At 73.9% G+C, this 25,863-nt stretch carries 30 protein-coding genes; 13 read left to right on the plus strand and 17 right to left on the minus strand.

The annotated features are described in order from the left end of the window. Positions 1-34 precede the first annotated feature (34 nt). The 3 genes from CMS_RS17440 to CMS_RS01085 all read right to left on the minus strand — a co-directional run bounded on the left by CMS_RS17440 (position 35) and on the right by CMS_RS01085 (position 1,836). Positions 35-193 (minus strand): hypothetical protein, encoded by a 159-nt coding sequence (locus CMS_RS17440; RefSeq protein ID WP_012297690.1) that lies wholly within the window; start codon positions 191-193, stop codon positions 35-37. 141 nt (positions 194-334) lie between these two features. Beyond that, a complete protein-coding gene (locus tag CMS_RS01080; protein ID WP_041464807.1) occupies positions 335-811 on the minus strand; it encodes a GNAT family N-acetyltransferase in 477 nt (158 codons plus the stop codon). A gap of 56 nt (positions 812-867) precedes the next feature. Further along, positions 868-1,836, minus strand: a complete 969-nt coding sequence (locus CMS_RS01085) for an NAD-dependent epimerase/dehydratase family protein (RefSeq protein ID WP_012297692.1) — start codon at positions 1,834-1,836, stop codon at positions 868-870. A gap of 46 nt (positions 1,837-1,882) precedes the next feature. Between CMS_RS01085 and CMS_RS01090 the strand changes: the two genes are divergently transcribed. Both CMS_RS01090 and CMS_RS01095 read left to right on the plus strand, forming a co-directional pair. After that, positions 1,883-2,410 (plus strand): GrpB family protein, encoded by a 528-nt coding sequence (locus CMS_RS01090; protein WP_086935941.1) that lies wholly within the window; start codon positions 1,883-1,885, stop codon positions 2,408-2,410. 38 nt (positions 2,411-2,448) lie between these two features. Beyond that, entirely contained in the window at positions 2,449-2,841 is a 393-nt protein-coding gene (locus tag CMS_RS01095) for a cytidine deaminase family protein (RefSeq protein ID WP_041464272.1), read from the plus strand. Between the two features lie 195 nt (positions 2,842-3,036). On the opposite strand, the gene CMS_RS01100 is transcribed toward CMS_RS01095, so the two are convergent. From CMS_RS01100 to CMS_RS01115, 4 genes are all read right to left on the minus strand, one after another. Next, the gene (locus CMS_RS01100; RefSeq protein ID WP_041464273.1) at positions 3,037-3,777 is read right to left on the minus strand and encodes a hypothetical protein; all 741 of its coding nucleotides are present in this window, start codon (positions 3,775-3,777) and stop codon (positions 3,037-3,039) included. A gap of 33 nt (positions 3,778-3,810) precedes the next feature. Then, the gene (locus tag CMS_RS01105) at positions 3,811-4,692 is read right to left on the minus strand and encodes an endo alpha-1,4 polygalactosaminidase (protein ID WP_012297696.1); all 882 of its coding nucleotides are present in this window, start codon (positions 4,690-4,692) and stop codon (positions 3,811-3,813) included. A 23-nt stretch (positions 4,693-4,715) separates the two neighbouring features. Next, positions 4,716-5,678: an IS481-like element IS1121 family transposase gene (locus tag CMS_RS01110; protein ID WP_012297697.1), complete on the minus strand. Its 963-nt coding sequence runs from the start codon at positions 5,676-5,678 to the stop codon at positions 4,716-4,718. 97 nt (positions 5,679-5,775) lie between these two features. Further along, entirely contained in the window at positions 5,776-6,204 is a 429-nt protein-coding gene (locus CMS_RS01115) for an ASCH domain-containing protein (RefSeq protein WP_041464274.1), read from the minus strand. A 136-nt stretch (positions 6,205-6,340) separates the two neighbouring features. Between CMS_RS01115 and CMS_RS01120 the strand changes: the two genes are divergently transcribed. After that, positions 6,341-7,249, plus strand: a complete 909-nt coding sequence (locus CMS_RS01120) for an SDR family oxidoreductase (RefSeq protein WP_041464275.1) — start codon at positions 6,341-6,343, stop codon at positions 7,247-7,249. 39 nt (positions 7,250-7,288) lie between these two features. Here the strand turns inward: CMS_RS01120 and CMS_RS01125 are convergent, their stop codons facing one another. Next, positions 7,289-7,861, minus strand: coding sequence for an MOSC domain-containing protein (locus tag CMS_RS01125; protein ID WP_012297700.1), 573 nt, complete (start codon positions 7,859-7,861; stop codon positions 7,289-7,291). A 108-nt stretch (positions 7,862-7,969) separates the two neighbouring features. Between CMS_RS01125 and CMS_RS01130 the strand changes: the two genes are divergently transcribed. Both CMS_RS01130 and CMS_RS01135 read left to right on the plus strand, forming a co-directional pair. After that, entirely contained in the window at positions 7,970-9,670 is a 1,701-nt protein-coding gene (locus CMS_RS01130) for a sensor histidine kinase (RefSeq protein WP_012297701.1), read from the plus strand. 233 nt (positions 9,671-9,903) lie between these two features. Further along, positions 9,904-10,587: an Hpt domain-containing protein gene (locus CMS_RS01135; RefSeq protein WP_223842685.1), complete on the plus strand. Its 684-nt coding sequence runs from the start codon at positions 9,904-9,906 to the stop codon at positions 10,585-10,587. 192 nt (positions 10,588-10,779) lie between these two features. Here the strand turns inward: CMS_RS01135 and CMS_RS01140 are convergent, their stop codons facing one another. The 7 genes from CMS_RS01140 to CMS_RS01165 form a co-directional block, all read right to left on the minus strand. After that, positions 10,780-11,646 carry a response regulator transcription factor gene (locus CMS_RS01140; protein ID WP_174270076.1) on the minus strand — a complete coding sequence of 289 codons (867 nt, stop codon included), beginning with the start codon at positions 11,644-11,646 and terminating at the stop codon, positions 10,780-10,782. A gap of 133 nt (positions 11,647-11,779) precedes the next feature. After that, positions 11,780-12,148 carry a hypothetical protein gene (locus CMS_RS01145; protein WP_012297704.1) on the minus strand — a complete coding sequence of 123 codons (369 nt, stop codon included), beginning with the start codon at positions 12,146-12,148 and terminating at the stop codon, positions 11,780-11,782. 25 nt (positions 12,149-12,173) lie between these two features. Further along, entirely contained in the window at positions 12,174-12,317 is a 144-nt protein-coding gene (locus tag CMS_RS17630) for a hypothetical protein (RefSeq protein ID WP_223842686.1), read from the minus strand. Positions 12,318-12,405: 88 nt separating this feature from the next. Continuing rightward, positions 12,406-13,242: an exodeoxyribonuclease III gene (locus CMS_RS01150; protein WP_012297705.1), complete on the minus strand. Its 837-nt coding sequence runs from the start codon at positions 13,240-13,242 to the stop codon at positions 12,406-12,408. Positions 13,243-13,310: 68 nt separating this feature from the next. After that, positions 13,311-13,709 carry a hypothetical protein gene (locus CMS_RS01155; RefSeq protein WP_012297706.1) on the minus strand — a complete coding sequence of 133 codons (399 nt, stop codon included), beginning with the start codon at positions 13,707-13,709 and terminating at the stop codon, positions 13,311-13,313. Then, positions 13,706-14,353 (minus strand): Asp23/Gls24 family envelope stress response protein, encoded by a 648-nt coding sequence (locus tag CMS_RS01160; protein ID WP_223842687.1) that lies wholly within the window; start codon positions 14,351-14,353, stop codon positions 13,706-13,708. Before CMS_RS01160 ends, CMS_RS01155 begins: the two co-directional genes overlap by 4 nt. Continuing rightward, positions 14,344-14,898, minus strand: a complete 555-nt coding sequence (locus tag CMS_RS01165; RefSeq protein WP_012297708.1) for an RNA polymerase sigma factor — start codon at positions 14,896-14,898, stop codon at positions 14,344-14,346. The genes CMS_RS01160 and CMS_RS01165 overlap by 10 nt, the downstream gene beginning before the upstream one ends. A gap of 121 nt (positions 14,899-15,019) precedes the next feature. On the opposite strand from CMS_RS01165, the gene CMS_RS01170 reads away from it, so the two are divergent. The 7 genes from CMS_RS01170 to CMS_RS17285 all read left to right on the plus strand — a co-directional run bounded on the left by CMS_RS01170 (position 15,020) and on the right by CMS_RS17285 (position 23,607). After that, on the plus strand, positions 15,020-15,484 hold the full coding sequence (locus CMS_RS01170) for an Asp23/Gls24 family envelope stress response protein (protein WP_012297709.1): 465 nt from the start codon (positions 15,020-15,022) through the stop codon (positions 15,482-15,484). Between the two features lie 111 nt (positions 15,485-15,595). Next, a complete protein-coding gene (locus tag CMS_RS01175) occupies positions 15,596-16,531 on the plus strand; it encodes an NAD(P)-dependent oxidoreductase (RefSeq protein WP_086935877.1) in 936 nt (311 codons plus the stop codon). A gap of 66 nt (positions 16,532-16,597) precedes the next feature. Beyond that, positions 16,598-17,152, plus strand: a complete 555-nt coding sequence (gene pyrE / locus CMS_RS01180) for an orotate phosphoribosyltransferase (protein WP_012297711.1) — start codon at positions 16,598-16,600, stop codon at positions 17,150-17,152. Continuing rightward, positions 17,152-19,293, plus strand: coding sequence for a septum formation family protein (locus CMS_RS01185; RefSeq protein WP_012297712.1), 2,142 nt, complete (start codon positions 17,152-17,154; stop codon positions 19,291-19,293). The genes pyrE and CMS_RS01185 overlap by 1 nt, the downstream gene beginning before the upstream one ends. Before the next feature lie 154 nt (positions 19,294-19,447). Then, a complete protein-coding gene (locus CMS_RS01190; RefSeq protein WP_041464278.1) occupies positions 19,448-20,728 on the plus strand; it encodes an MFS transporter in 1,281 nt (426 codons plus the stop codon). Next, positions 20,725-21,942 carry an MFS transporter gene (locus tag CMS_RS01195; RefSeq protein ID WP_012297714.1) on the plus strand — a complete coding sequence of 406 codons (1,218 nt, stop codon included), beginning with the start codon at positions 20,725-20,727 and terminating at the stop codon, positions 21,940-21,942. Before CMS_RS01190 ends, CMS_RS01195 begins: the two co-directional genes overlap by 4 nt. A gap of 1,053 nt (positions 21,943-22,995) precedes the next feature. Further along, entirely contained in the window at positions 22,996-23,607 is a 612-nt protein-coding gene (locus CMS_RS17285; protein WP_158309433.1) for a DUF2599 domain-containing protein, read from the plus strand. 71 nt (positions 23,608-23,678) lie between these two features. Here CMS_RS17285 and CMS_RS01200 read toward each other — a convergent pair whose 3' ends face one another. Further along, the gene (locus CMS_RS01200) at positions 23,679-24,476 is read right to left on the minus strand and encodes an HAD-IIA family hydrolase (RefSeq protein ID WP_012297717.1); all 798 of its coding nucleotides are present in this window, start codon (positions 24,474-24,476) and stop codon (positions 23,679-23,681) included. Between the two features lie 129 nt (positions 24,477-24,605). On the opposite strand from CMS_RS01200, the gene CMS_RS01205 reads away from it, so the two are divergent. After that, a complete protein-coding gene (locus tag CMS_RS01205; protein ID WP_012297718.1) occupies positions 24,606-25,511 on the plus strand; it encodes a metallophosphoesterase in 906 nt (301 codons plus the stop codon). Between the two features lie 63 nt (positions 25,512-25,574). Here the strand turns inward: CMS_RS01205 and CMS_RS01210 are convergent, their stop codons facing one another. Further along, positions 25,575-25,745, minus strand: a complete 171-nt coding sequence (locus CMS_RS01210; protein WP_012297719.1) for a CsbD family protein — start codon at positions 25,743-25,745, stop codon at positions 25,575-25,577. Positions 25,746-25,863 lie beyond the last annotated feature (118 nt).

A 25,863-nucleotide genomic window follows, 5' to 3' on the forward strand; every position in this document is an offset into this window, starting at 1 on the left:
ACACCTAGCTGCTGCGCGGCCCCGGGCTCTCGACCTAGCGGCGGCTGGTCGGCGTCGTGCGCTGGGCGGCGCGCTTCTGCGAGCGCTTCGCCATCTGCGCCTTGCCCTTGGCCAGGGCGGCCTTGCCCTGGCGGCTGCGCAGGAACTTGCGGATCACGGGGACGGCGACGAACAGGAAACGGATCAGCGGCATGGTGCTCCTCGGGGGATCTGCGCGGATCGGTGGACCCCCGCCCCTCGACCCTGCCAGGTCCGGCGGCGCGCGACCGGGGTCGGGGCGGATGCGGCGGGGATCGGCCAGGCGGGGCGGGGGCGGGCACGGGCCGGGCGCGCCTCAGAGAGCCTTCCGCATCTGCTGCGCCGTCACGTCGTACCCGGCCGACGCGTACAGCGCGATCGCGACCCGGTTCGCGCCGAAGACGTTGAGCGCCAGCGCGGGGGATCCGGCGGCGCGCGTCGCCTCCTCCACCGCGGCGAGCACGGCGCGGCCGTACCCGGATCCGCGGCGCGACGGATCCACCAGGAGCTCGAACAGGAACGCGGTGTCGGGCCTGCCGTTCGGATCGTCGAGCGCGACCCAGGCGCTCCCGACCCCGACGCCGTCCTCGTCGATCCCGCGCAGGAGCAGGGTGCGCGGCGTCCGCATCCCGTCGGGCAGCCACTTCGCGGTCTCCGCCGCCGACCGCTCGCGCGCACCTTCCGCCGGCCAGAGGCCCGCCTCGACCTGTCGGGCCGCGTAGTCCTCGTCGGCGGCGGCCATCATCTCGGCGAACTCGGACGGGGTCATGGGGCGCACGGTCACGAAGGGCATGCAGCGCATGGTCGCAGGGACGGGATCGCCCGCGACCGGGCTGTCCACGGCGGACGTCAGGCGCGCGGGCGCTCGCCGTCGCGGATCCACGCGACCTCGGCGTGCAGCAGCTCGGCGCCCGGGCCGACGGGTGCGTAGCCGAGCGCGAGCGACGCGCGCGTGTCGAGCACGATCGGGTGGGCGGCGGCCCACGGGTGCGCGCCGCCGTCCACGCCCGGCTCCAGCGGCACGATGCGTCCGCGCCAGCCGAGCTCGTCCGCGATGACGGCGACGATCTCGGCGGCCGTCAGCCGGTCCGGGTCGGCGGCGTTGAGGACCCGCGAGCCCGGCGCGTCCGCGATCCGCGCGATGAGCGCCGCCGCGTTCCCCGCGGCGGTGAGGTGGTCGACGGACGCGCCGCGGTCGGCGAGCTCGATCGTCTCCGCGCCCGCGAGCATGCGCTCCGTGATGGCGCGCGTGCGGGCGTTCCTGGCCCACCGGCCGTGCACCTTGGAGGGGCGGATCACCGTCACCCGCAGACCGCTGTCGAGGGCCGCGCGCTCCACGGCGACCTTGGAGGGCGCGTACCCCTCGCGTGAGAACGGGTCCGTGCCGGTGGCGGCGGGCGCGAGGGTCGCGTTCGCCTCGGGGATCGGGACGGGGAAGCGCGGCGGCTCGTCGCCGTTGATGTGCCGGCCCGCGTCGTCGACGTACACGGCGCGGGAGGAGGCGACGACGACGGATCCGCTCGCCCGCATCGCCGGCAGCAGCGCGTCGACGTCGGCCGCCGTGAACGCGACGAGGTCGACGAGCAGGTCGACGCCGTCGCCGACCAGCCCCTCGATGCCGCGCGCGTCGGCGCGGTCGAGCGCATGGAAGCGGACGCCGAGGTCTGTCAGCTCGGCGGGCATGGCGACCTGGTCGCGGCCCGTGACGTCGACCGACCAGCCGTCGCGCGCCAGCCGCTCGGCCGTCGCGCCGCCGATCGCACCGGTCCCGCCGAGGACGAGGGCGCGCCGGGAGGAGGAAGAGGGGGAGGAATGCACGGTCGTCGAGCCTAGGGGCCCGCGCGGCCTCGGTAGGGTGGCCGCGATGATCCGTCTCGAGGAGCACCGTTCCGGGTGGGCGGACGCGTTCCATGCCGAGGCCGCGCGGATCCTCGCGGCGGCGGGCCCCGCGCTCCTCACGGTGGAGCACATCGGCAGCACCGCCGTGCCGGGCATCCGCGCGAAGCCCGTCATCGATCTGGCCGCGCGGGCCGCGCCGGGGATCGACCCGCTCGGGCTCGACGCGGTGCTCGCGCCGCTCGACTACGCGCAGCACCGCACGGGCCCGCGGAACCACGGGGTGCACGTGCGGTCGGCGGACGGCGCGCGGACCCACATCCTGCACGTGTTCGCGGCCGACGCGTGGGACGCCTGCCCGCAGCGCCTGTTCCGCGACCGGCTCCTGCGCGACCCCGATGCGCGCCGCCGCTACGACGCGCTGAAGACGGCGCTCGCCGCGACCGCCGCCGACGGCCGCGCCTACACGGCCGCGAAGCAGGGCCTCGTAGAGGAGCTGGTGAACGCCGAGCGCGCGGACCGCGGGCTGCCGCCCGTCCGCGTGTGGGACAAGTGACCGGGGGTGGTCGGCGGGCGGTGCGGCAGGATTTCCGCATGCCCCTGCACGAATCCGAGGTCCGGCTGATCGACGCGGCCGAGGCGCTCGCCCGGACGCTGGGCGCGGACCCGAACCACACCATGGCGGCCGCGGCTCTCGACGCCGACGGCCGCATCCACACCGGCGTCAACGTGCTGCACTTCACGGGCGGCCCGTGCGCGGAGCTCGTCGCGCTGGGCGCCGCCGTCGCGGCGAACGCGGGACGGCTCGTGGCGATGGCGGCCGTGGGCGACGGCGGTCGCGGGATCGCCCCGCCGTGCGGCCGGTGCCGGCAGGTGATGCTGGACCTGCACCCGGATGTGCGGGTGGCCGTCCCGGGCGCTGGCGGACCCGAGTTCGTCCCGATCCGCGAACTGCTGCCGGTGTCGTACGCGCTGCCCGACGCCTAGGCCGGCCGGGTCGCGCGCCCACGCGAGGGCGCCGTGGTGATGCGAGTGGTGGAGAGCTCCGGAAATCGAACCAGACGAGGCACCCCGATAGGTGCGCTCCCCGAACGGATGACAACCTAGCGGATCCCGCTGGGACCGCGCACGCCGGCCGCGCGCTCGGGATACCGCGGTGGCGAGGCGACTGGGGAGGGAGCGTCAGCCGCCGACGGTTCTGACCCGTACCGTCTCGCCGTCGTCCTCCAGCTCGAAGGTCAGCGTCGTGCCGAGGGGGAACGCGTCGCGCAGCTCCTGCGGCTGGTCGGCCGTGACGACGAGGGCGGTGCGCGCGGGGACGGTGCCCGTCGCGCATCCTTCGTGACCGCTGACCGAGCCGTCCTGCTTCGGGGGGCCGGCCACCAGGCACGTGACCGCGTCGCCCGTCGCCGCCTCCACCCTCGGCACGCGCCCGACCGCGATGCCGTCGAACGGCGCGAAGAGCGAACCGGGCGCGATGGATCCCGTGTCGACCGAGAGGTAGGTCGCGTTGTCGGGCACCGGCGGCGGCTCCAGCTCGAGCATCGCGACGGTGCCGCGTTCGTCGCCGAGCCACCAGGCGGTGCCACCCGCCGCGGCGACCGCGGCGATCACGAGGGATGCGGCCCAGGCGGCGGCGAGACGCGGGCGGATGCGGGTGCGCGCGCCCGTCCGACGTGCGGCGGATCGGTCGTCACCTGGGTCCCCGGCGGCCGGGGCTCCGAGCTCCGGGCCCGACGCCGACGACGGGGCGTCCCGGCCGTCCTGCCCGAGGGTCGTCGTCGCGCCGACGGGCTGGGCGGCGTCCCGCTCCTCCAGCTCGCGCAGCCGCGCCAGCGCGCCGGGATCGACCGGACCGTCCTGGGGCCCGAAGACGCGGCGGCGCAGGTCCGCGATCTCCGCGCGCCGGTCGTCGTCGTCCATCCCCGCATGGTGTCACGGGGCGGGCGATCCCGCTCAGCCGGCCGCGTACGCGTATCCGTCCTCGACCGCGGGCACGAGGTCGCGGTCGCGCACGATGGCCCGGGGCGCGGGATCCAGCGCCCGGATCCGCCCGCACACCTGCCCGGCCGTGCCGCGCAGGTCGTCGGTGTACTCGACGTCGAGCACGTGCGGCCCGTAGACGTCCGTGAACGCCGCGCACTCGTCCCAGCGGTCGCACTCCTCGGCGATCGCGAAGTCGAAGCCGGCCTCATCGCGGCCGCGGGAGCCGATGTCGGTGGTGTTCTTCTGCGCGACCGCGAGGCCCCGGCTGTGCGCGTGATCCACGAGCAGGGTCGCGAGGGCCAGCGCGTCGTCCGCGTCGAGGGCGCCCTGCGACCGGTTCCACGAGTCGAGGTTGTCGAACTCGACCGCCCGGAATCCGGCGTCGGCGCACAGGTCGACCGTGTTCGCCTGCCGGGCCGCGATGGCCGTGCGCTTCGCGGCGGTCGAGGTGTCGAGGATGTACTCGTCCGGCCAGCCCGGATCCACGAGCGGGCCGTCGTCGCCCTGCACCAGCAGGCCGTCGGGCCAGGTCGCGCCCGGCTGGGTCTGGAACCCGTTGACGTAGCAGATGCCGTACGCGCCCTCCGCGGGCTCGTCGGTGCTGTCGCGGACCACGATGCCCGCACCGGCCGGCACGGGGGAGGCGCCGCCGAGCTGGTAGTCGAAGCCGGTGCCGGTGGGCGGCAACGTGACGGCGGCGGCCGCGGTCGTGTCCGCCGCGAGCACGCCGGCCGTGTCGGCGGAGGCGGAGGCGCCGGTCGACGCGGACCCGGGTCCCGGATCCGCCGCCGCGCAGCCGGACAGGGCGAGGAGGGCGGCGCTCACGAGCACGGCGGAGCGGAGGGGGCGCATGACCCGACCCTAGGTGTACTGGGTCATGACGTTGGTGACACTCGGGCCGCGGGCGTGAGCCCGTGGCTTGAGTGGATTCGTTCAGTGTTGTAGTGCTCGATGAAGGGGTCAAGCGCGTCGGCGCGGTGTTGGTTGCTGGTGAAGGGTTGCCGGTAGGCCCACTCGGTCGCGAGGGTCCGGTTGAAGCGCTCGACCTTGCCGTTCTGCCAGGGGCAGTGCGGGCGGATGAACTTCTGCCGCGCGCCCAGGTCCTGGACGGCGTTCTTGAACGCGGTCGAGTGCCGGTAGGCGAACGCGTTGTCCGTGATGACCCGCTCGATCCGGGTGATCCCATGCCCGGCGAAGTACGCCGCTGCGCGGGCCAGGAACCCGGCCGCGGTCGCGCCTTTCTCATCGGGATGGATCTCCGCGTAGGCGAGACGGGTGTGGTCATCGACCGCGGCATGGACGTAATCGAACCCGATCCCGCGGCCGCGGACCTGCTCGCTGCGCCCGTGGACCCGCCAGCCGCCTCCGTCCGGGATCCTCCCGAGCTTCTTCACGTCCACGTGGATCAGATCACCCGGATGCTCGTGCTCATACCGGTGCGCCGTTGACCGGGATGCCCGGATCACGGCCCCGGTGACGGGGTCCAACCATGCCAACGGCGGCGCCCCGTGCCGGCGCAGGATGCGGGAGATCGTACGGGATGGAACACCTGTCACCGGCGCCAGCCGCGCAGGACCCGCCCGCAACTGGGCCCGCGCTTCCAGCACGGCCCGTTCCCGCTCCGGGCTCGTTCGCCTCGGTACTGACCGGGGCCGCGATGACCGATCCGTCAGCCCTCGCAGCCCCTCGGCACGGAACCGGTTCACCCATCGATGCGCGCACTGCCGCGACACCCCCAGCTCCCGCGCGACGTGCGCGACCGGCCGACGATCCTCCACCACCCGCCGCACGAGGAGAACCCTCCCGTGAACCGTCAGACGAGCATTACCGTGGGACATCGAGGCCTCCTGGCGATGGTTGAACTGAACAGCTCCATCAAGCCAGGAGGCCTCTTCACACGCCCCGAAGTGTCACCAACGTCATGGCCGAGTACACCTAGGCGCGGCCGTCCACCACCCGGAATCGCTCCAGCACGATCTCGGTGTCGTCGTCGAGGGCGAACCCGTCGGGCAGCTCGGCGAGCACCTCGGCGGATCCCCAGAACCCCTCGTGCCCCGCGCGCCACTCGGCGACGGTCGTGAACCCCTCGCCCTCGTCCACCGCGTGCGCGAGCGGCACGTCGGCGAGGCGCGCGACCTCGACGTACGTCGTCTCGACCACGAGCACCGGCCGGCCGTCGGAGTCGATGACGGAGCCGCGGGATCCGACGACCGGCAGCTCCTCGTCGTCGGCGTCGTACTGGATGAGCAGCGAGCTCGTCGAGGTCTTCTCGCCCGACGCGATCGCGGCCACGAGCTGGTCCCGCAGCGGCCCGGGGAACGCGAACTCGACGGGAGGGAGGTCGGGCTCGGGCGTCGTCGTCATGTGCCGATCGTAGGAGCGCCGGGCGTGCGAGCACGCAGCCCGCACCGCTGCCGTCAACCCCCTCGTGCTCCCCGGTCGTGCGCTCCCGCTCGGGCCAGGGTGGAGGCGACCCCACAGCACGAGGAAGGCGCACCCCATGAGCGAGATCCGCAACGGCGGCAACCAGTACGAGATCCAGGACCCGATCGCGCAGTACCCGTCCCCGCCGTTCCCGCAGCAGGAGCAGACGGGCCCCGGCGACGAGATGAAGTTCGAGCCGACGCCCGACCACGGCCAGGACAGCTACGTCGGCTTCGGCCGGCTCGCGGGCCGGAAGGTCCTCATCACCGGAGCCGACTCCGGCATCGGCAAGGCCGTCGCCATCGCGTTCGCGCGCGAGGGCGCCGACATCGCCCTCAACTTCCTCGACGAGGAGCTCGAGGACGCGCGCGACACCGCGTCCACGATCGAGCAGGACGGGCGCACCGCCGCGCTCGTGCCCGGCGACATCTCCGACGAGACCACGTGCGGCGACATCGTGCAGGCGTCGGTGGACGCGCTCGGCGGCCTCGACTGCCTCGTGATGGTCGCGGGCTACCAGCGCAACGAGGACGACATCCTCGACCTCGACTCCGAGCAGCTCGACCGCACGATGAAGACCAACGTGTACTCGCTGTTCTGGCTGAGCAAGGCCGTGATCCCGCACCTGCCGAAGGGCGGCAGCATCATCACGACGAGCTCGTCGCAGGCGTACCAGCCGAGCGCGGACAAGATCGACTACGCGGTCTCGAAGGGCGCGATCCGCAACTTCACGCAGGGGCTCGCGCAGCAGCTCGCGCCGAAGGGGGTCCGCGTCAACTCGGTCGCGCCCGGCCCGTTCTGGACCGTGCTGCAGCCCGTCGGCCAGTCGGCGTCCGACGTCGAGGAGTTCGGATCCCAGTCGGTCTACGGCCGCCCCGGCCAGCCCGCGGAGATCGCGGCGACGTACGTGTTCCTCGCGAGCCAGGAGTCGAGCTTCACGAGCGGCGAGACGATCGCAGTCACGGGCGGCACGCCCGTCCACTGACCGGACACGCAGCGGCCACGGCCGGGGCGGCGGGGCGCGTCAGAACAGGCGCGCCCCGGCGTCGTCCCCGTCTCCGTCATCGAGCGGGCGCTCGGTGCGGAGCACGGCCGGCCCGACCGTGAGGATCCCGTCGCCCAGCAGTTCGCAGCGCACCCCGCCGTGGCCGCGGAGCGCGCGGAAGGCGCCGGGCGCGAGCATCACGTCCATCCACGCGCACGGGTTCGCCGGGCGGTGGCCCTGGAACTCGACCGGCCCGTGACCCGAGTCGATGCTGAAGCGCATGCCGCGCAGCCGGTCGACGTCCGCGCCGCGCAGCAGCACGTTGCGGCGGGTGTCGACGGGATCCAGCCCCGCGTCGACCCCGAGCTCCCGGGCCACGCGCTCCACCTGCTCGACGGCCATCACCGTGACCGCCGCCGTGCGGTGCGCGCGCTGCCCGAAGTAGCGGTCGCCCACGATCCCGAGCCCGGCGCGCACGCGCACCGACGGCCGCGACGGCGGCTCGCCCGGCTCGTCCCGCGGGCCGTCGGACGGGCGACCCTCCAGCCGGTGCACCGGCGAGGCGACGAGGAACGCGACCTCCACGCGGTGCTCGAACGGGAGGTCGGCCATCCGGGAATCGTACGTCCCCCTACCACGGGGTACGTCGGCCCGGGGCAGACCGTCCACTCGTGGCTATCATCGATGAGCGGGACGGGGTGACCGCATCCGGGGGGTCACGTGGGCGAGCTTGCTCCCTCCGACGTGCCGCGCGGTCAGCGCTCCCGCGCGCAGGCCGTGTTCCGCAGCATGACCTTCTCGAAGCCGCTGCACGCGCAGCTGCCCTTCATCCTGAGCCTCGCCGTGGTCGGCGTCGTCGCGGGGACGGGGGACCTCGCCTCCGTGGCGGATCCCGTGTTCGTCGCGGGTGCCGTCATCGCCGCGATCGTCACCATCGTCGCGGCCGCCGTCCCCTGGGATCGCATCGACTCCGACTGGGTGGCCGTGCTGCCCATGCTCGACTTCGTCGCGCTCGCCCTCTGCCGCGACGCGATCGCCGACCAGGTGCCGTCGACCACGTTCCTCCTCGTGTTCCCCGTGATCTGGCTCGCGTACGCCTTCCCACTGCACGTCCTGTGGCTCGGCGCCATCGGCACGGCGTCGGTGCTGGCGCTGCCCTACGTCCGGGCGGGCACCCTGCCGGACGGCACGACCGGCTGGTCGCACCTCGTCGTGCTCCCCCTCGTGATGCTCCTCGTCGCCGTCGCCGTGAACCTCCTGGCCCAGCAGCTGATCCGGCAGCACGCGCGCCTGGAGGAGATGCAGCTCGAGCTGACCGGCACGCTCGTCGACCTGCAGGAGCGCAACTCGATCATCGACGGCGTGCTCGACGCGATCGACGACACGGTGACCGTCCTCGACGCCGAGGGCCGTGTCATGCTGCGCAACCGCGCCGCGCACGACCTCATGGCGCTCGCCGACCCCCTCGACCCGGACGATCCCATGCTCGGCCGTCTCGTCTACGAGGAGGACCGCACCACCGTCGTCCCGCCCGAGCGGCAGCCCGTGGCCCGCGCCCGGGCCGGTGAGGTCGTCGGCCGCGAGGTGTACTGGGTGGGCGACGGCGGCGCGCAGAAGGCCGTGCTCGCGTCGATCTCCCCGCTCGTGGACGGCGCGGGGCGCACCTTCGGCACGGTCGTGGTCAGCACCGACGTGACGGCGCTCGCGCTCGCGGTCACCGAGCGCGAGGAGTTCGTCGCGAGCGTCTCGCACGAGCTGAAGACGCCGCTCACCTCGATCCTCGGCTACGTCGAGCTCATCGCCGACGACCTCGAGGAGGACGACCTCGACGACCGGATCACCGCCGCCCGCCTCGCCATCGTGGAGCGCAACGCGCAGCGCCTCCTCGGGCTCATCGGCGACCTCCTCACGGCGGCCCAGCACCGGCTCGCGGTCAACCGCAACCTCGTCGACGTGGGCGAGATCGTCGAGAACGCGCTCGACGTGATCCGCCCGCACGCGCAGGCGAGCGGCGTCACCCTGGTCGAGCCGGAGTACGAGGAGCTGGTCGCCGAGGTCGACGCCGTGCGCATCGGCCAGGTGCTCGACAACCTGCTCAGCAACGCGGTGAAGTACACGCCGGAGGGCGGCACGGTCACCACCGCGGTGGGGGTCGAGGGCGAGCACCTCAGCCTCTGCGTGACCGACGACGGCGTGGGCATGTCGGCGGAGGACACGGCGCAGCTGTTCACGCGCTTCTTCCGCACCAACTCCGCCCGCGCGAGCACGGTCGCCGGCGTGGGGCTCGGCCTGAGCATCACCCGCTCGATCGTGGAGGCGCACGACGGGTCCATCGAGGTGGAGAGCACCCTCGGCACGGGCACCACGATGCGCGTGCGGCTGCCGTTGCGCGTCGCCCGTGCCGCACCGCGCCCGACTTGAGCTGATCTTGTCCCGACCTTGATCGGATCCGGCATCCGGCGATGACAGGCTCGTGCAACGACGGGGCCACCCGTCCGACACGAGCGATCGAAGGACCGGATGACCCCCCACGACCACCCCGCGAGCGGCACCCGAGCCGCACGCACCGGGTGCCGTACCGGGTCGACGGATGCGCGGCCGGTACCCGACGGCGGCCTCCCCGGTCCTTCGGATCGTCTCGTCGGCGGCCGGGCGTGAGCGCCCACGCCGCCCGCGTGCCGCAGCTCCCCCCGCTCCTCGACGTCCGCGTCCTGGAGCAGCTGCTGGCCGAGCTGTCGGACGTGCCCGGCCCTGTCCGACTGTCCGTCGTCCCCGCGACGGACGCCCCCGCTCCGCCCCCCGGCGTTCCCGCGCCGGGCGGCGTGACCCCGCCGCGCGGCCACCCCGAGCCGCGCCGCGGGACCCCGTCGTCCGGATCCCCCCGTCCGGACGACCGCCTCGCGACCCCTGGTGCCCCCGCACCGGGTTGCGGGCAGGCGCCGGCCGGATCCCCCCGTCCGGTCGGCGCCCCGACCTCCGCCCCGGCTGCCTCGGAGCCGACCTGCCCCGGAGCGCTCACCGACGGCCAGCACGCCTGCATCGACTTCCTGCGCTTCTTCGTCGACCTGTGGCCGAGCCGCTGGGAGCGCCTCGACGCCGCCGTGCGCGCCGGCGACCGCGCGGCCGCGCTCGACGCGTGCCTGAGCGTGAAGAGCTCGGCGGCGATGGTCGGCGCGCTCCTGCTCAGCGACGCCGCGGGGCAGCTCGAGCGCGCCATCCGCGCCGCCGACCACGGCCGCGCCACGGCGATGCTGCCGGAGCTCGGCGAGGCGGGTGTGCGGAGCATGGACGCCATGCGCTCCTGGGTCCGCGCCGAGGCGGGACACCCGCCCGACTAGACCCGTGCGCGCGGCCGCCCCCACGGCCGACGCTCACGCCCGACCGGCTCCCGCGACAGGCCGGTCGGAGGATAGGAGCGGGATCCCACCCGAAGGGACCCCGATCCACGGCGCAGCTGCCGCGGGACCCGTGCGGTCCCGCGGCAGCCCCGTGCCCGTCGGCGACGGCGTCGGCGCCCGGCGCCCGGTGCGTCAGCCGCGCGGCGGCGCGAGCCGGTAGCCGACGCCGCGCACCGTCTGGATCCACCGCGCCTCGCGCGGGTCGTCGTGCAGCTTCCGGCGCAGGTTGCCGAGGTGCACCTCGACGGCGCGCTCCTCCGGCTCGGTGGAGGAGGCGACGGCGTAGGAGCCGCTGCGGATGTCGCGCACGAGGTCGCCCTTCGTGCGCACGCGCCCGCCGCTCGCGAGGATCGAGGCGAGGAGGTCGAACTCGGTGCGCGTGAGGTCGACGGGCTCGCCGTCGACCGTGACGTGCCGGGTGCCCTCGTCGAGCTCGAGGCCGTTGTGGCGGAGGACCTCGTCGTCCGGCGTGGCCTCGGTCGTCGGGGCGGGCGGGACGACGGTCGTAGTGGCGACGGCCGCGGGCTGCACGGGCTGCACCGGCTCGTCCGCGTCGACCGCCGCCTCGGGGACGTCGGGAGCCGCGGGGATGCCGGCCGCGGGCGTCGTCGTCGTGTCCCCTCCTCCGCCGCGCGGGCGTCGCATCATCGCGGAGATGCGGGCGCGGAGCTCGCGCGGGCGGAACGGCTTCACGATGTAGTCGTCGGCGCCGGCCTCGAGCCCGAGCAGGGTGTCGACCTCCTCGCCCTGGGCCGTGAGCATCACGATGTAGGCGTCGCTCACGAGGCGGATGCGCCGCGCGGCCTCGAAGCCGTCGAAGTCGGGCAGGCCCACGTCGAGCGTGATGACGTCGGGGGAGACCTCCTCGGCCAGCCGCACGCCCTCGGTCGCGGTGCCGGCGGCGTGCACCTCGAAGCCGCCCTGGCGCAGGACCACCTCGAGCAGCTGGCGGATGTCGCCGTCGTCCTCGATGACCAGAGCCACACGTCCGCTGTCCACTACCGCCCCCTCGCATGCCGCATGCGCGGCCGTACTCCCGGATCCGCGTCAGGCGCGCCGGACCTCCCACGCTAGCGGACCGCCGCACCCGCGCTCCCGCGGCGGCGGCCGCCTGCCGGACGGTCGCCCGGGATCAGGTGATCGGGGAGGAGCCGGGCACGGAGACGAGCACGAGCACGGCGCCGAGGATGTACGCCGCGAGCGAGGCGCCCACGCCGATCAGGAGCACCAGCCAGGGTCGCGTGCGCCCGCGGATCATGCCGACCAGCGCGACGATGACGGCGATCCCCGTGAGCATGAGCGGGCCCGCGACGGCGATCCCGTAGCCGATCGTGAAGAGCGAGTCGCGGCAGACGTAGGCGTCCACGTCGCACGAGTCGGTGACGAAGATGAGGCCGAGCCCGAGGGCGGCGATGCTGCCGCCGACGACCGCGGCCACGAGCATCGAGACGAGCGTCGTGACGAGGATGCGGCGGTCGATCCGCAGGATCCAGCGGGGCACCCAGTCGGGGCCGGCGGGGTCGTCGTCACGCGCGTCCGCGCGGGAGCGTCGGCAGGGCGATGCGGGGGACCTCCGGCAGGCGCCGTCGTCGGGCCGGCGGGGCGGCGGACCGGCGCCCGCGGGAGGCGCGGCGGCCGCGCTCCGGGGTCTGGTCGTCGTCGGGGGTCACGGCACGAGACTACGGGGCGCGTCACGCGGGGCCGGAATCGCGGGGTGCGGGTGCACGGCGAGCGGCCACGCCGGCGACGGCCGGCGGGTCAGAAGATCATCGGCCGGTCGTCGTCGAGCTCGGTCTCCACGTCGAGGTCGACGGCCACCGGCACGTGGTCGCTCGGGCCGTCGCCCTTGCGCTCGTCGCGGTGGATCCGCGGCGCGCCCACGAGCTCGGAGAACCGGTCGTTCCCGAGGATGAAGTCGATCCGCATGCCCTCGTTCCGCGGGAACCGCAGCTGCTGGTAGTCCCAGTAGGTGTAGCCCTCGGGGATCGACGGCCGCACGACGTCCGCGAGCCCGGCGTCGAGGAAGGCGGCGAAGGCGGCGCGCTCCGGCTCGGAGGTGTGCGTCTTGCCCTCGAAGAGCGCGGGATCCCAGACGTCGGTGTCGAGCGGCGCGACGTTCCAGTCGCCCATGAGCGCGAGCGGGGTGGCGGGATCCGCGGCGAGCCAGGCGCGCGTGTCGGCCGCGAGCGCCTGGAGCCACTCGAGCTTGTAGGAGTAGTGCGGGTCGTCGAGCGCGCGGCCGTTGGGCACGTAGAGGCTCCACAGGCGGACGCCCGCGACGGTCGCGCCCATCGCACGGGCCTCGAGCGGCGGCTGACCTGTGGCGTCGGGCTTGCCGAAGCGGGGCATCCCCTCGAACGTCGTCACGACGTCCTCGAGCGGCAGGCGGCTCGCGATCGCGACGCCGTTCCACTGGCTGAGGCCGTGCACGGCGACCTCGTAGTCGGCCTCCTCGAACGCCGCCATCGGGAACTGCTCGGGCTTGCACTTGATCTCCTGCATGGCCAGCACGTCGACGTCCTCGCGGACGAGCCAGTCGACGACGCGTCCCACTCGGGTGCGGATGGAGTTGACGTTCCAGGTGGCGACGCGCATGCGTCCACGGTACCGGGCGACCGGGACGCGGCCGGGCGGGGGGAGACGCCGGAACGGGTCGGGCCGGGTCAGCCGATGCTGCCGACGCGCACCGTGACGGCCGCCCGCGCGGCGGCGTCCGTGCCGATCGCGTCGGACAGGCGGGCGCGGATGGCGTCGACGGCGGCGCGCGCGGTGTCGCTCGCGCGGCTCGACGCGTCCACCGCGATGGACGCCTCGACGAGCACGGTACCCTCGCCGGTCTCGACGGTGACGAGCTGCTCGGTCGCGGTCGACGACCCGGCCACGACGCCCTCGACCACCTGTTGGGCGGCGAGCAGGATCGGGGAGCGCGGCGCGTACACGTCGGCCACGCCCGCGACGCCGCGGAGGACCGCGGTCAGGTCGCGCGACAGGTCGGCGGCGGAGGGCAGCGGCACGGGGACGGGGGCGGGCGACGCGGCCGACGCGTCATCGTCGAGGGTCATCCGGCCTCCTCCGGCACGGGACGCGCCTGCACGTCCACCACGGTCACGTCGATGCCCTCGACGCGCAGCTCGGTGTGCCGGAGCAGGGCCGCGTGCACCCGCTCGCGCACGCGCTGCGCGAGCTCGGGCAGCGGATCCCCCCAGACGACGCTCACGGTGAGCCCCACGCGCACAGGCTCGCCCGCCACCGTGACGTCGCCGTCGAGTGTGCACCGCCCGACGAGCACGCCCGGCACCTCGTCGCCGGCCTGCCGCACCAGGGCGCGCACGGCACCCTCGGTGAGCGCGAGGCTGACCGCGGGATCCGGGTGCGAGAGCGGGATGTCGCGGCCGGCGCGCGACTCGCGGCTGATGTGGGCGAGCACGCCGCGGAAGAAGTCGTCGCCGGGCGCCTCCTGCTCCTCCGCCTCGACCTGCACGAGCTCGCGGCCGAGGTCGCGCATGTGCTCGAGGGCGCGCAGCGCGTTGCGGGTCTCGGGGTCGTCCTCGTAGGCCGCGATGCGCGGCGTGCGCCCGCGGTCGAGGTAGTCGGCGAGGGCGGCCATGTCGAGGGGCGTGCCGTCGGCGTCGAGCGCGGGTGCGGTGGCGGGATCCCCGGGCAGGCGCTCCCCGGGATCGCCCGGTCCGGTGCCGCTCATCGCCATGCCTCCATGCTCGTCATCACGGTGGTGCGCGCCCGGGACAGCCGGCCGCGCACGGTCGAGGGCGTCGCCCCCAGCTTCTCGGCGATCTCCTCGTAGGAGAAGCCTCCCACCTCGCGCAGCATCCACACCTCGCGCTGCTCGCGGGGCAGCGCGTCGAGCACACCGGCCAGCGCGCGCATCTGCGACGACGTCTCCGCGTCGCGCTCGGGCGAGGTGAGGCGGTCGGCGATCTCGTGGTCGTCGATGTCGTCGGCGGGGCGGCGGGCGCGGATCCGGTCGATGGACTTGCGGCTCACGATCTGCAGCAGCCAGCTCTTCACCCGGTCGGGCTTCTCGAGGGTCGGCAGGCGGTCCCACGCGGTGATGAGGGCCTCCTGCACGGCGTCGTCGGCGTCGGCGCGGGATCCGGTGAGCCGGATCGCGAACGCGCGCATGTAGGGGGCGTGCCGGCGGACCAGCACCTCGAAGGCCCGGGCGTCGCCGTCGGCCGCGCGCTCGGCGAGGATGCTGTCGCCCGCGTCCTGCAAGGAGGAGGAGAGGGCCATGCCGTACCTCCGTGTGCGCTGGGAATGACGGTGGATCCGTGACGTAACGCGGCGTCCATGCGTCGCATCCATGAATACCACAGCAGCGCCCGGCCGACGGGCACCCACGAGGAGGAACCGCATGAGCGACCAGAACACCAGCACCCCCGCGGACGTCACCTGCGTCGCGCCCGCCACCACCGGGATCGCCACCGGCAGCGTGCTCGCCGAGGGCGACACCACGGTCACCGACGGCGTCATCGCCAAGGTCGCCGGCCTCGCCGTCCGGGACATCCCCGGCGTGCACGCGCTCGGCGGGGGCGCGGCCCGCGTCATCGGCCAGCTCCGCGACCGCATCGGCCAGACCGACCTCACGCAGGGGATCGCCGTAGACGCCCAGGAGGCGGGCGTCTCCTTCGAGGTGACCCTCGTCGCCGAGTACGGCGTGCCGCTCCAGGACGTCGCCGCCGACGTGCGCGCCGCCATCTCCGACGCCGTGACCGAGCTCGTCGGCCGCCCGGTGACCCGCGTCGACGTCACGGTCGCCGACATCGTGATGCCCGGCGAGGGATCCGACGACGCCGCCGTCGAGGCGCCCGCCGTCTGACCCGCCCCGCACGCCCCGACGGGCCGCCTTTCCTCGCGACGGGCGGCCCGTTGTCGCGTCCGGCCCGGCCGCGTCCGCTGTCCTCGCAGATCGCGGGCGTACCGTCGGGGGATGACCGACGACACCGCTGCCGCGCCCGCATCCGCCCCCGCCTCCGACGGGAAGCCCCGCGTGGCGCTCCTCGGCACCGGCGTGATGGGGGCGGGCATGAGCCGCTCGATCCTCCGCGCCGGCCTGCCGCTCAGAGTGTGGAACCGCAGCGCCGGGAAGGCCGCGCCCCTCGCCGACGCCGGCGCGACGGTGGCCGACAGCGCCGCGGACGCCGTGCGCGACGCCGACGTCGTGGTGGTCATGCTGTTCGACGCGGACGCCGTGCTCGAGGTCCTCGCCGAGGTCGCGCCCGCGCTCCGCCCCGACGCCGTCGTGCTCCAGTCCTCCACCGTCGGGGTCGAGGGCACGCAGCGGATCGCCGCGCTCGCCGCCGAGCACGGCGTCCGGCTCGTCGACGCGCCCGTCCTCGGCACGCGCGGCCCCGCCGAGCAGGGCCTCCTCGTGCACCTCGTCTCCGGATCCGAGGACGACATCGCCGTCGCCCGCCCCGTCCTCGAGGCGACCGGCTCCCGCACCGTGGTCGCCGGATCCACGGCGGGCCCCGGATCCGCTCTCAAGCTCGCCTGCAACGCGTGGATCGCCTCGATCACCGCGGCGACCGGCCAGTCGCTCGGCCTCGCGCGCCTCCTCGGCGTCGAGCCGCGCCTCTTCCTCGACGCGATCGCGGGCGGCGCGGCCGACACCCCGTACGCGCACCTCAAGGGCGGGGCGATGCTGTCCGGCGAGCTCGCGCCGTCGTTCGCGCTCGACGGCCTGCTCAAGGACGTGACGCTGATGCTCGCCGCGCTCGACGGCGCCGACGCGCACGACTTCGACACCGCGATGCTCGAGGCGCTCCGCGAGACGTACGCGGAGGCGTCCGCGGCCGGCCACGGCGGCGACGACGTGGCCGCCGTCGGCACGGTGTTCGGCCTGCCGGCGTCGTCCGACTCCTGATCGGGTCCGCGTCCCGCCCGCCCGTCGCACCGGGCGGCGCGGTTCCCCGCCCGTAGGATCGGCTGCGTGACGACCTCCGACGCGCGCCAGCAGCTCATCGACCACATCAAGCGGGACGCCGTCTTCCACGGCGACTTCACGCTGACGAGCGGCAAGAAGGCCAGCTACTACGTCGACCTCCGCCGCGTCAGCCTCGACCACCGCGTCGCGCCGCTCATCGGTCAGGTCATGCTCGACCTCATCGCCGACGTGCCCGACGTCGCCGCGGTCGGCGGGCTGACGATGGGCGCGGATCCCATCGCCGCCGCGATCCTGCACCAGGGCGCCGCGGTCGGCCGGGGCTACGACGCGTTCGTCGTCCGCAAGGAGCCCAAGGACCACGGCCGCGGTCGCCAGGTCGAGGGCCCGGACCTGGCGGGCAAGCGCGTCATCGTCGTCGAGGACACCTCCACCACCGGCGGATCCCCGCTGAAGGCCATCGAGGCGCTCGAGAAGGTGGGCGCGGAGATCGCCGCGGTCGCCGTGGTCGTCGACCGCTCGACCGACGCCCGTGAGGTGATCGAGGCCGCCGGACACCGGTACCTGTACGCGATCGGCCTCGAGGACCTGGGGCTCGCCTAGTGGACGCGGCGCCCGGCGGCAGCGGCGGCTCCGGATCCGGTCGCGACGACGACGACCCGTTCGCGATCCGTCCCGCGACCGACGCCGACCGCGAGCGCCCCGCGCAGCCGCTCGCGCCCATCGGCTGGGGCCGATCGGCGGCACGAGAGCCCGTCCCCGCGGACCGGGACGCGCCGAACGCGCGGGACGCCGCCGACTCCGACGCCGGCGTGGATCCCGCGCCCGACGACGCGTCCCCGCCCGCCGTCGGCGACATCCTCGCGGGCATCGTGCCGCTCGACCCGACGGAGGACGACGAGCGCATCGCCCCGCTCGACCGGGTGGATCCCGACCCGAGCACCGTCGACCCCGCCTCCGAGCCCGACGCGCCGGCACCCGAGCCCGGCATCGCGGCCGCACCGGTCGACGCGGGCGACGTGGAGTTCCCCGGCGAGCCCGACCCCGGGTACGTGCCCGCCCCCGCCGCGGACGGTGCGGATGCGATGCCGACCGGCGAGGTGCTGAGCGGCGAGGTCGAGGCGGATCCCGCCCCGGCCGACGACGCGCCGGCCGAGCTGGTCCTCGAGCCGGTCGACGACGGGCCGGACGACGTCGCCCTGCCGGCCATGCCCTCGGACGCGACCGTGGTCGACGCCGAGCTCGTCGAGGATCCCGCCGACCAGGCCGAGGCCGATGGCGGCGACCCCGACGGATCCGTGCAGCTGACGCCGCTCCGCGACGAGCGGACGGACGAGGACGCCGACGTCGTCGACGACCCCGCCGGGCCCGCCGCGCACGAGGTCGTGCCGGAGCGGTTCGACGCGGGGGACGTCGACGGGAACGCGTCGGCCGATGCCGATGCCGATGCCGAGCGCGACGACGAGGACGCCGCCCCTGCTCCGCTCGCCCCCGCTGCCGCCGCCGCGCGCGCCGCCGCGATGGCGTGGGCGTCCGGTTCCGCCCCGGCCGCCGCTGCGCCGGCGCCCGCGCCCACTGCACCTGCGTCCGCCGCGCCCGCGGCGGCGGCCGAGGTGCCCGAGACGGCGCCGACCGCGGAGCGCCCGGAGACCGCATCCGGATCCGGGACCCCGTCCGAGCCTCAGGCCGAGGGGGAGAACGCGGCCGAGACGGAGACGGCCGTGCTGTCGTCGGTCGTCGCGGCGTCGGACGCGGACCGCGTACCCGAGGAGGACGCCGAGCCGCGGGACGATGCCGTCCCGAGCGATGCGGATGCCCATCCCGCCACCGCCCGGATCACGTCGCCGTCGCCGTCGCCGTCGGACGAGCCCGAGCCCGAGGACGCCATCGCACTCCTCTTCGGCGACCCCGCCGCCGACAGCGCCGACAGCGCCGCCGCCCCGCACGCCGACCGCGACGCCCCCACGGTCGCCGTCCCGGCCGCCGCCTCATCCCGATCGGAGCCGGACCCGGAGCCGCGTCCCGACCCGGTCCCGCGTCCCCTGCCGGTCCCGCCGCCGTACGCGGCTCCGCTCGCACCCCGGGCCCCCGCACCGCGCGCTCCCGTCCTCGACACGGCCCGCGTCGCCGCCCCTCCCGCCGCCGCACCGCCGCGCGCCCCCCGCGGCCCGCGGCGCACCGGCCTCTGGGTCGGCGGCGCGATCCTGCTGGTGCTGCTCCTGGTCGGCCTCTTCTACCTGGGCCAGCGGCTCGGATCCGGCGCCGCGCCCGACCCCGCCCCCGTCGCCACCACGACCCCCGAGGCCTCGCCGACCCCGTCGCCCACCCCCACGGATCCCGTGCAGGGCCCGGCCGCGGCGGGCACCCAGGCGTGGGACGCGCTGCTCGGTGGCGAGTGCATCGACCCGTACTCCACGCCGTGGGAGGAGGAGTTCACGGTCGTCGACTGCGGCTCCGAGCACCACGCGCAGATGGTCGCCCGCGTCGCGCTCCCGCAGACCGGCGACGCCTTCCCCGGAGAGGAGGCCGTGCGCGACTCCGCCGACCAGCTCTGCATCGCGGACACCGTGATCGACTACGCCGCGGCCCGCGCCTACTCCGACGTCCAGTACCAGTCGGCGTACCCGATCACGCAGGAGGAGTGGGCCGCGGGCGACCGCGACGCCTACTGCTTCGTGACGCGCGCCGGCGGCGGCACCTTCACGGGCAGCATCGGCGTCCCGCAGCCGCCCGTCGTCCCGTAGCCGCCAGCCCCTGCGCCGCTCCCCACCGGCGACGCACGCGCGGACCGTCCGTCCCGAACCTGGGGACTCGGGGAACGCCGTGCCGCGCTCCCGCCCTACCCTCGGCATCCCGCGCGCATCGCCCGTGCCCGCGGATCCAGGGGACGGGGAACGGATGGCCTCACGCGTCCGACCCGGCGACCGCGCCTTCCTGCTCCTCTGGGGCGCGCAGGCGGTCTCCTCCCTCGGAGCGAGCGCGGCGTCGTTCGCGCTCACGCTGCAGGTGTTCGCCGAGACCGGCAGCGCGCTGGCCCTCTCAGCGCTCACCGTCGTCGCCACGGTCGCGTCCATCTACTGCGCGCCGCTCACCGGCTGGGCGGCGGATCGCATCGGCCATCGCCGCGCGGCCCTCGCGAGCAACGCGGTGCTCGCGACCGCGTCCGTGGGCATGGCGGCGGTCTCGGCGGCGGGCCCCGGCCGGCTGCTCGCCATCGTCTACCCGCTCACGTTCCTGTCGGCGCTCGCGTCGTCGACCCTCGCGCTGACTCTCACGGCGAGCGTGCGGCGGATGCGCCAGGAGGCCGACCTCACGCGGATCAACGGCATCACCTCGCTCCTGCAGGACGGCCCGACTCTGCTCGCGCCCGTCCTCGGGGCCGCGCTCTCCGCGACCGTGGCCCCGTCCGCCGTCTTCCTCGTCGACGCCGCGACCTCGCTCGGCTGCGTGGCCGCGCTCCTCGTGGTGCGCTGGGATGCGCCGCCCGACCGCCGCATCCGGAACCCGTTCCGCGGCGCCCGCGACGGCATCGCGTGGATCCTCCGGCACCCCGGCCCCCGCCGTCTCCAGCTCGGCTTCGGGGCGCTCAACCTCGCCAACGGGATCGCCGCGTCCGCCACGACCGCGTACGTGCTGCTGCTCGGGGCGGGCGGCATCGGCTCCGGGGCGAGCCTCGCGGCGTTCAGCATCGCCGGATCCGCCGGGCTCCTCGCGGGTGCCGCGCTCGTCGCCGCCCGGGGCGACCGCATCCCGCGGCTCGCCGCCATCGCGGGCGCGGCCCTCGTGCTCGGTCTCGTGGGCCGTGTCGCGCTGGCCTCGACGGCGCTGCTCGGGGTGTGGATCGCCGCTGCCGTCGTCCGCAACGTCGTGCTCCAGGTGCAGGGCGCGCCGCTCACCGCGGTGTGGCAGGAACGCACACCGCCCGAGCGGCAGGGCGCGATCCTCGGCGCGAAGAAGCTGCTCGGCCAGGGGTTCTATCCGCCGGCGGTGCTCCTGGGCGGCGCGCTTACGGTCGCGCTGCACCCGCTCGGGCAGGAGACGGCGCTGCGGGTCGTCGTGATCGCGGGCGGTCTGGGCGAGGCGCTCGTGGGCCTCGCGATGCTGCGCTCCCACGGCATCCGCGCCCTGCTCGCCCGACCCACCGCGCCCGCCGCGGATCCCGCGAGCGCGGGCGGGTGAGCCGCGCCGGCTCCGATCCGCTCGGGCGGCGCTTCCGCGCGCTCCAGGCCGCGCGCACGATCTCGGCCGCGGGCAACGGCTTCGGCCGGGTGGCCCTCGCGTTCGCCGTGCTCGGGATCCCGGGCGCCGGGCCGGCGGAGGTGTCGCTCGTGCTCGCGTGCCAGACGCTGCCGCAGCTGCTGCTGATCCTCGTGGGCGGGGTCGTCGCCGACCGCGTCTCGCGGTCGCGGCTCATGGTGGCCGCGGAGGTCGCGGCGACGGCCGCCTGGGTGGGGCTGGCGCTCGTCTCCGGCCTCGGGGTCCCGTCGATCCCGGCGCTGGCCGTGCTCGCCGCGGTCGCGGGGATCGCGACCGCGATGTTCACGCCGGCGATGAGCGGCGTGGTGCCGCAGCTCGTGCGCCCGGATCAGCTGCAGCGGGCGAACGCGACCTTCCGGGTGGGCCAGAACGCGGCGCTGCTCCTCGGCCTGGGCCTTTCGGGCGTCGTCGTCGCGGAGCTCGGCGCGACCGCGGCGCTCGTCGTGAACGCGGCGTCGTTCGGCGTCAGCGGCCTGCTCATCGCCGGCATCCGCGTGCCGGATCCCGACCGCCCGCCGTCCCGTGTCCTCGCGGACCTGCGGCGCGGCGTTCGCGAGTTCGCGGCCCGGCAGTGGCTCTGGGTCACGACGGCGCGGTTCTCCGTGGTGGTCGCCGCGCTCAACGCGACGGTCGGCGTGCTCGGCCCGCTCGTCGCCATCCGGAGCTACGGCGGCCCGGCTGCCTGGTCGGTCATCGTCGCCTCGCAGGCGGTGGGCACCATCGGCGGCGCGACGCTCGCGGCCCGGATCCGCGTCGCCCGCCCCATCCGCACGGCCGTGCTCGCGACGCTGGCGCTCGCGGTGCCCATGCTGCTGCTCGCGTGCGCGGCACCCGTCTGGCTGCGCTGCGCGGGCATGATCGTGGCCGGGGTGGCGATCGACGTCTTCGGCGTGCTCTGGTCGACCACCCTTCAGCAGCGCGTGCCCGAGGACGTGCTCTCCCGCGTGAGCGCGTTCGACTCCTTCGGCTCCCTGTCGCTCGCGCTCCTCGGACTCCTGGTGGCCGGCCCGATCGCGGCGGCCACGGGCACGGGTGCCGCGCTGCTCGCCTGCGCGGGCCTCGTGGTCGCGGCCACGCTCGCCGCGCTGATCAGCCCCGAGGTGCGACGGCTCCGGAGCGGCCCGCGCGCTACATGATGCGCGGAGTTCCGGATCCACTCGGCGGACGGTCACGCGCAGACGCGGCTCCTGGAGACGGCGGGTCCGATTGTGCACAGACTCGGACGGCCCAGTGTGAGTGGGGAGATGCTTGCCCCGTCCGCCTGTCGGTTACGTGGAAAGAAAGTCATGTCTCGCAAAGAGATCACGCGATGGGTCTTGCTTACGGCGATTGTGGGGCCGGCGTGCGTATTTGCGTCGCTCTTGTTTCCGCCATTCCTGGTGCTAGGAGTCGCGGTCAGCGCGGCCGGAGGCTTGGGGCTCGCTATCGGTTATTCCAGGTTGACTGGACGATGGTCCTGGGCTGTGTCGGTCAGCGCCGCAGTTGTGGTCTTCGTCGCCTCCGCAGCGGTCTGTTTTGCCTTCTGGGGTCAAGCCTTCAACCTCACGGATCAGAACGCCCCTGTGCCTGTTGCGCTCGAAGCCGGGATTGCAGCCTCCGGTGCGCTCATTGTCTTGTCATTTGTCGCCTTTGCGGTCATCGTCGCTTCGGTGGCATCTCGGGCAAACCGCCGGGTTGGTCAGAACGTCGGTTCTGCTCGAGCGTAATCTTTCGCTCGGCACACGCGGTAGTCCATTTCGTGTGCACTGAGCTACTTCCGCACATTGGTTCGCATCTATTCGGAGGTGGAGCATCACTTATATGCATCACGCCCGCTCGCGGCTGTTGGAGCATTAGGCCTAGTCGCGCTTGTAATGATTAATCCCGCAGGCGCATCCGCGTCTGATCGGGGGACAGTAGCGAATGTCATCCGGTCTGCATCGCCTGAATTCATGACCACGGTAGCCGATCGTTCAAACGAGGCGCCTGGGGAAACCAACTTTGCTCTAAATGCTTGGGGCGTGACAGCGCGTGTCCCGCAAGATGCAAATAAGGAAGTGAGAATCGGGGCGCCTGGGAAGGCTGCGATCGGCGTTTCCTTGCCGTCCGCAAGCAGCGCACGCCTCGTGGCTTCTGGCTCGTCTGCGGTTACGGCCTTCGACAACGGAGACGGTTCGACCTCGGCAGTTCTGCCTCAAGAGGACGGGGCTGTGCAATTCGCGACCATAATCTCTGACTCTCAAGCACCCGATGAGTATACGTACTCTTTGGATATTCCGGCTAAATCGCATCTCGCTTTCAATGGCGAGAGCGGGTCCGTGAGCATTCTCGATTCCCATGGCCTGTGGATCGCAGGAGTGGCAGCGCCTTGGGCAAAGGATGCGACGGGTGCTTCGGTGCCAACTCACTTCAAAATATCGGGCGATCAACTCACCCAGGTTGTCCAACACGAAGGTGAAGGGGTCAAGTACCCTGTTGTGGCTGACCCTTGGTTGGGGGTCTCCCTCATCGACAGTGTTGTGTGGACGGCGGGTGATGAATGGGGCCCTACAGCCCAGATCTATCCGACGAGCGCGGGGCGTGATACTATTTTTGCACCAAAAATAGCCAACGAGGCAGCGTGGGGCGAGGCGTTGGAGAAGACCGATCGATCGCGCCTGGATCACAACAACCTCCACGATCAATTCACTTGTCATTGGCAGGTGGTTCGGTACGACGATCCGGGAAAGTCGAGTTGGAACCTCGACAGTGCTCGGCCCGATGTAGGACTAGCGGAGACCATTGCCGCTCGTTGCAACCCAGGGGGCGGTAGCGAGGATTGAGGGTGGGGCGAGAAGGGCGCTGGGACCTCGTCTCCGCCAGAGAGACAGCTTGTCTCGCCCCGGCCCGCTGATCAGAGCTCGGACTCGACCGGCTCCGGATCCAGCAGCTCCATGACGCCCGACAGCACCTCGTCGGGACGGAACGGGTAGCGCTCGATCTCGGCGCGGTCGCTGATGCCCGTGAGCACGAGCACCGTGTGCAGGCCCGCCTCGATGCCGGCGATGATGTCGGTGTCCATGCGGTCGCCGATCATGCCCGTGCTCTCGGAGTGGGCGCCGATCTTGTTGAGCGCCGAGCGGAACATCATGGGGTTCGGCTTGCCCACGATGTAGGGCTCCTTGCCCGTGGCCTTCGAGATGAGCGCGAGCACCGCGCCCGTCGCGGGCAGCACGCCCTCGGCGCTCGGGCCGGTCGCGTCGGGGTTCGTCGCGATGTAGCGCGCGCCGCCGTTGATGAGCCGGATCGCCCGCGTGATCGCCTCGAACGAGTAGTTGCGCGTCTCGCCGATGACCACGTAGTCGGGCTTCGTGTCGGTCATGATGAAGCCCGCCTCGTGCAGCGCGGTGGTGAGGCCGGCCTCGCCGATGACGAACGCGGATCCGCCGGGCATCTGCTGCTCGAGGAACGCGGCCGTCGCGAGCGCGCTGGTCCAGATGGCGGACTCGGGCACGTGCAGGCCGGACGCGCGGAGCCGGGCCGAGAGGTCGCGCGGCGTGAAGATGCTGTTGTTGGTGAGCACGAGGAAGGGCTTGCCCTGGTCCTGCCACTGCTGGATGAGGGCCGCCGCGCCGGGCAGGGCCTGGTTCTCGTGCACCAGCACGCCGTCCATGTCGGTGAGCCAGCAGTCCATCTCGTCGCGCCTCGCCACGGGGTACCCCTCTCGTCGTGGGTCGAGGCTACCGCCGGGGGATGCGCGGCCGCCGGGCCCCGGGGCGGCGTCACCCGATGTCCGCCGGCCGTCCCCCGCGGTGTCGGCCGGCCCCCGTAGGGTCGGCGCATGCACGCACTGGCTCCCGGATCCCTCCGCCTCGTCCACCTCAGCGACACCCACCTGCTCCGCGACGGCGGCCTGCACCAGGGCGTCGTCGACACGGGCGCCGCCCTCGACCGCGTCCTCGTCGAGGCCGATCGCGTGCCGCACGTGCGGCTCCTCGTCGGATCGGGCGACCTCTCGGAGGACGGCACCCCCGAGTCGTACGCGCTCCTGCGCGAGCAGCTCGTCCCGTGGACGTCGTCGCGCGGCGCCGCGCTCGTGCTGACGCCCGGCAACCACGACGTGCGCTCCGGCTTCCGGCTCGTGCTGGGCGACGGCCACGGCGGCCCGGGCACGGACGACGGCCAGGATCCCGCGGTCGTCCCGCCCATCGACGGCGTGACGATCGTGGACGGCTGGCGCATCGCGACCCTCGACACTTCCGTGCCCGGCAAGGGCTACGGCGCGCTCCGCGAGCAGCAGCTCGACGGGCTCCGCGAGCTGCTCGCGACCCCGGCCGAGCGCGGCACGGTGCTCGTGCTGCACCACCCGCCCGTGCCGGCGCCCACCGTGCTGCACGAGTCGCTCGCGCTGCAGGATCCCGAGCGGCTGGCGGAGATCGTGCGCGGCAGCGACGTGCGGGTCATCCTCTCGGGGCACTACCACCACCACATCGTCGGGTCGCTGGCGGGCGTGCCGGTGCTGGTCGCGCCGGGCGTCGCGAACGAGACGGACGTGGCGGCGGATCCCGGCACGGAGCGCATCGTGCGCGGATCCGGCTTCCTCGTGGTCGACGTCGACCCGGCGGGCGTCGTCACCTCGGTCGTGGTGCGGGCGCACGCGGAAGACGACGGCGACGAGGTCGCGCTGCTCGACGCGGAGCTGGTGCAGCGGATCATGGCGGAGTCGGGGGCGCCCGCCGCGCCGTGACGGCCCGGACATGAGGAGAGGCGGCGACCCGTGGGTCGCCGCCTCTCCGTATGCTGCGGGGATCTACTTGAAGACGTCCTTGACGTCCTCGCCGGCCTTCTTGGCGGACGCGGCGGTCTGGTCCTTCTGGCCCTCGGCCTTGAGGCGCTCGTCGCCCTTGTGCTCGCCGAGCGCTTCCTTGGCCTTGCCCGCGATGTCCTGAGCAGCGTTCTTGATCTTGTCGTCGAGACCCATGATCTCCTCCTCACTGAGGCCACCGGGTGCGGCCCTCGACTGGACTGTATGGCGGACCGCCCCTGAACACCTGACAGACGGCAGGTGCGTGTCCACTGAGCGAAGGGCCGGGTCGCTG

Origin of the sequence: Clavibacter sepedonicus (genome assembly GCF_000069225.1) — a bacterium.
Classification (GTDB): domain Bacteria; phylum Actinomycetota; class Actinomycetes; order Actinomycetales; family Microbacteriaceae; genus Clavibacter; species Clavibacter sepedonicus.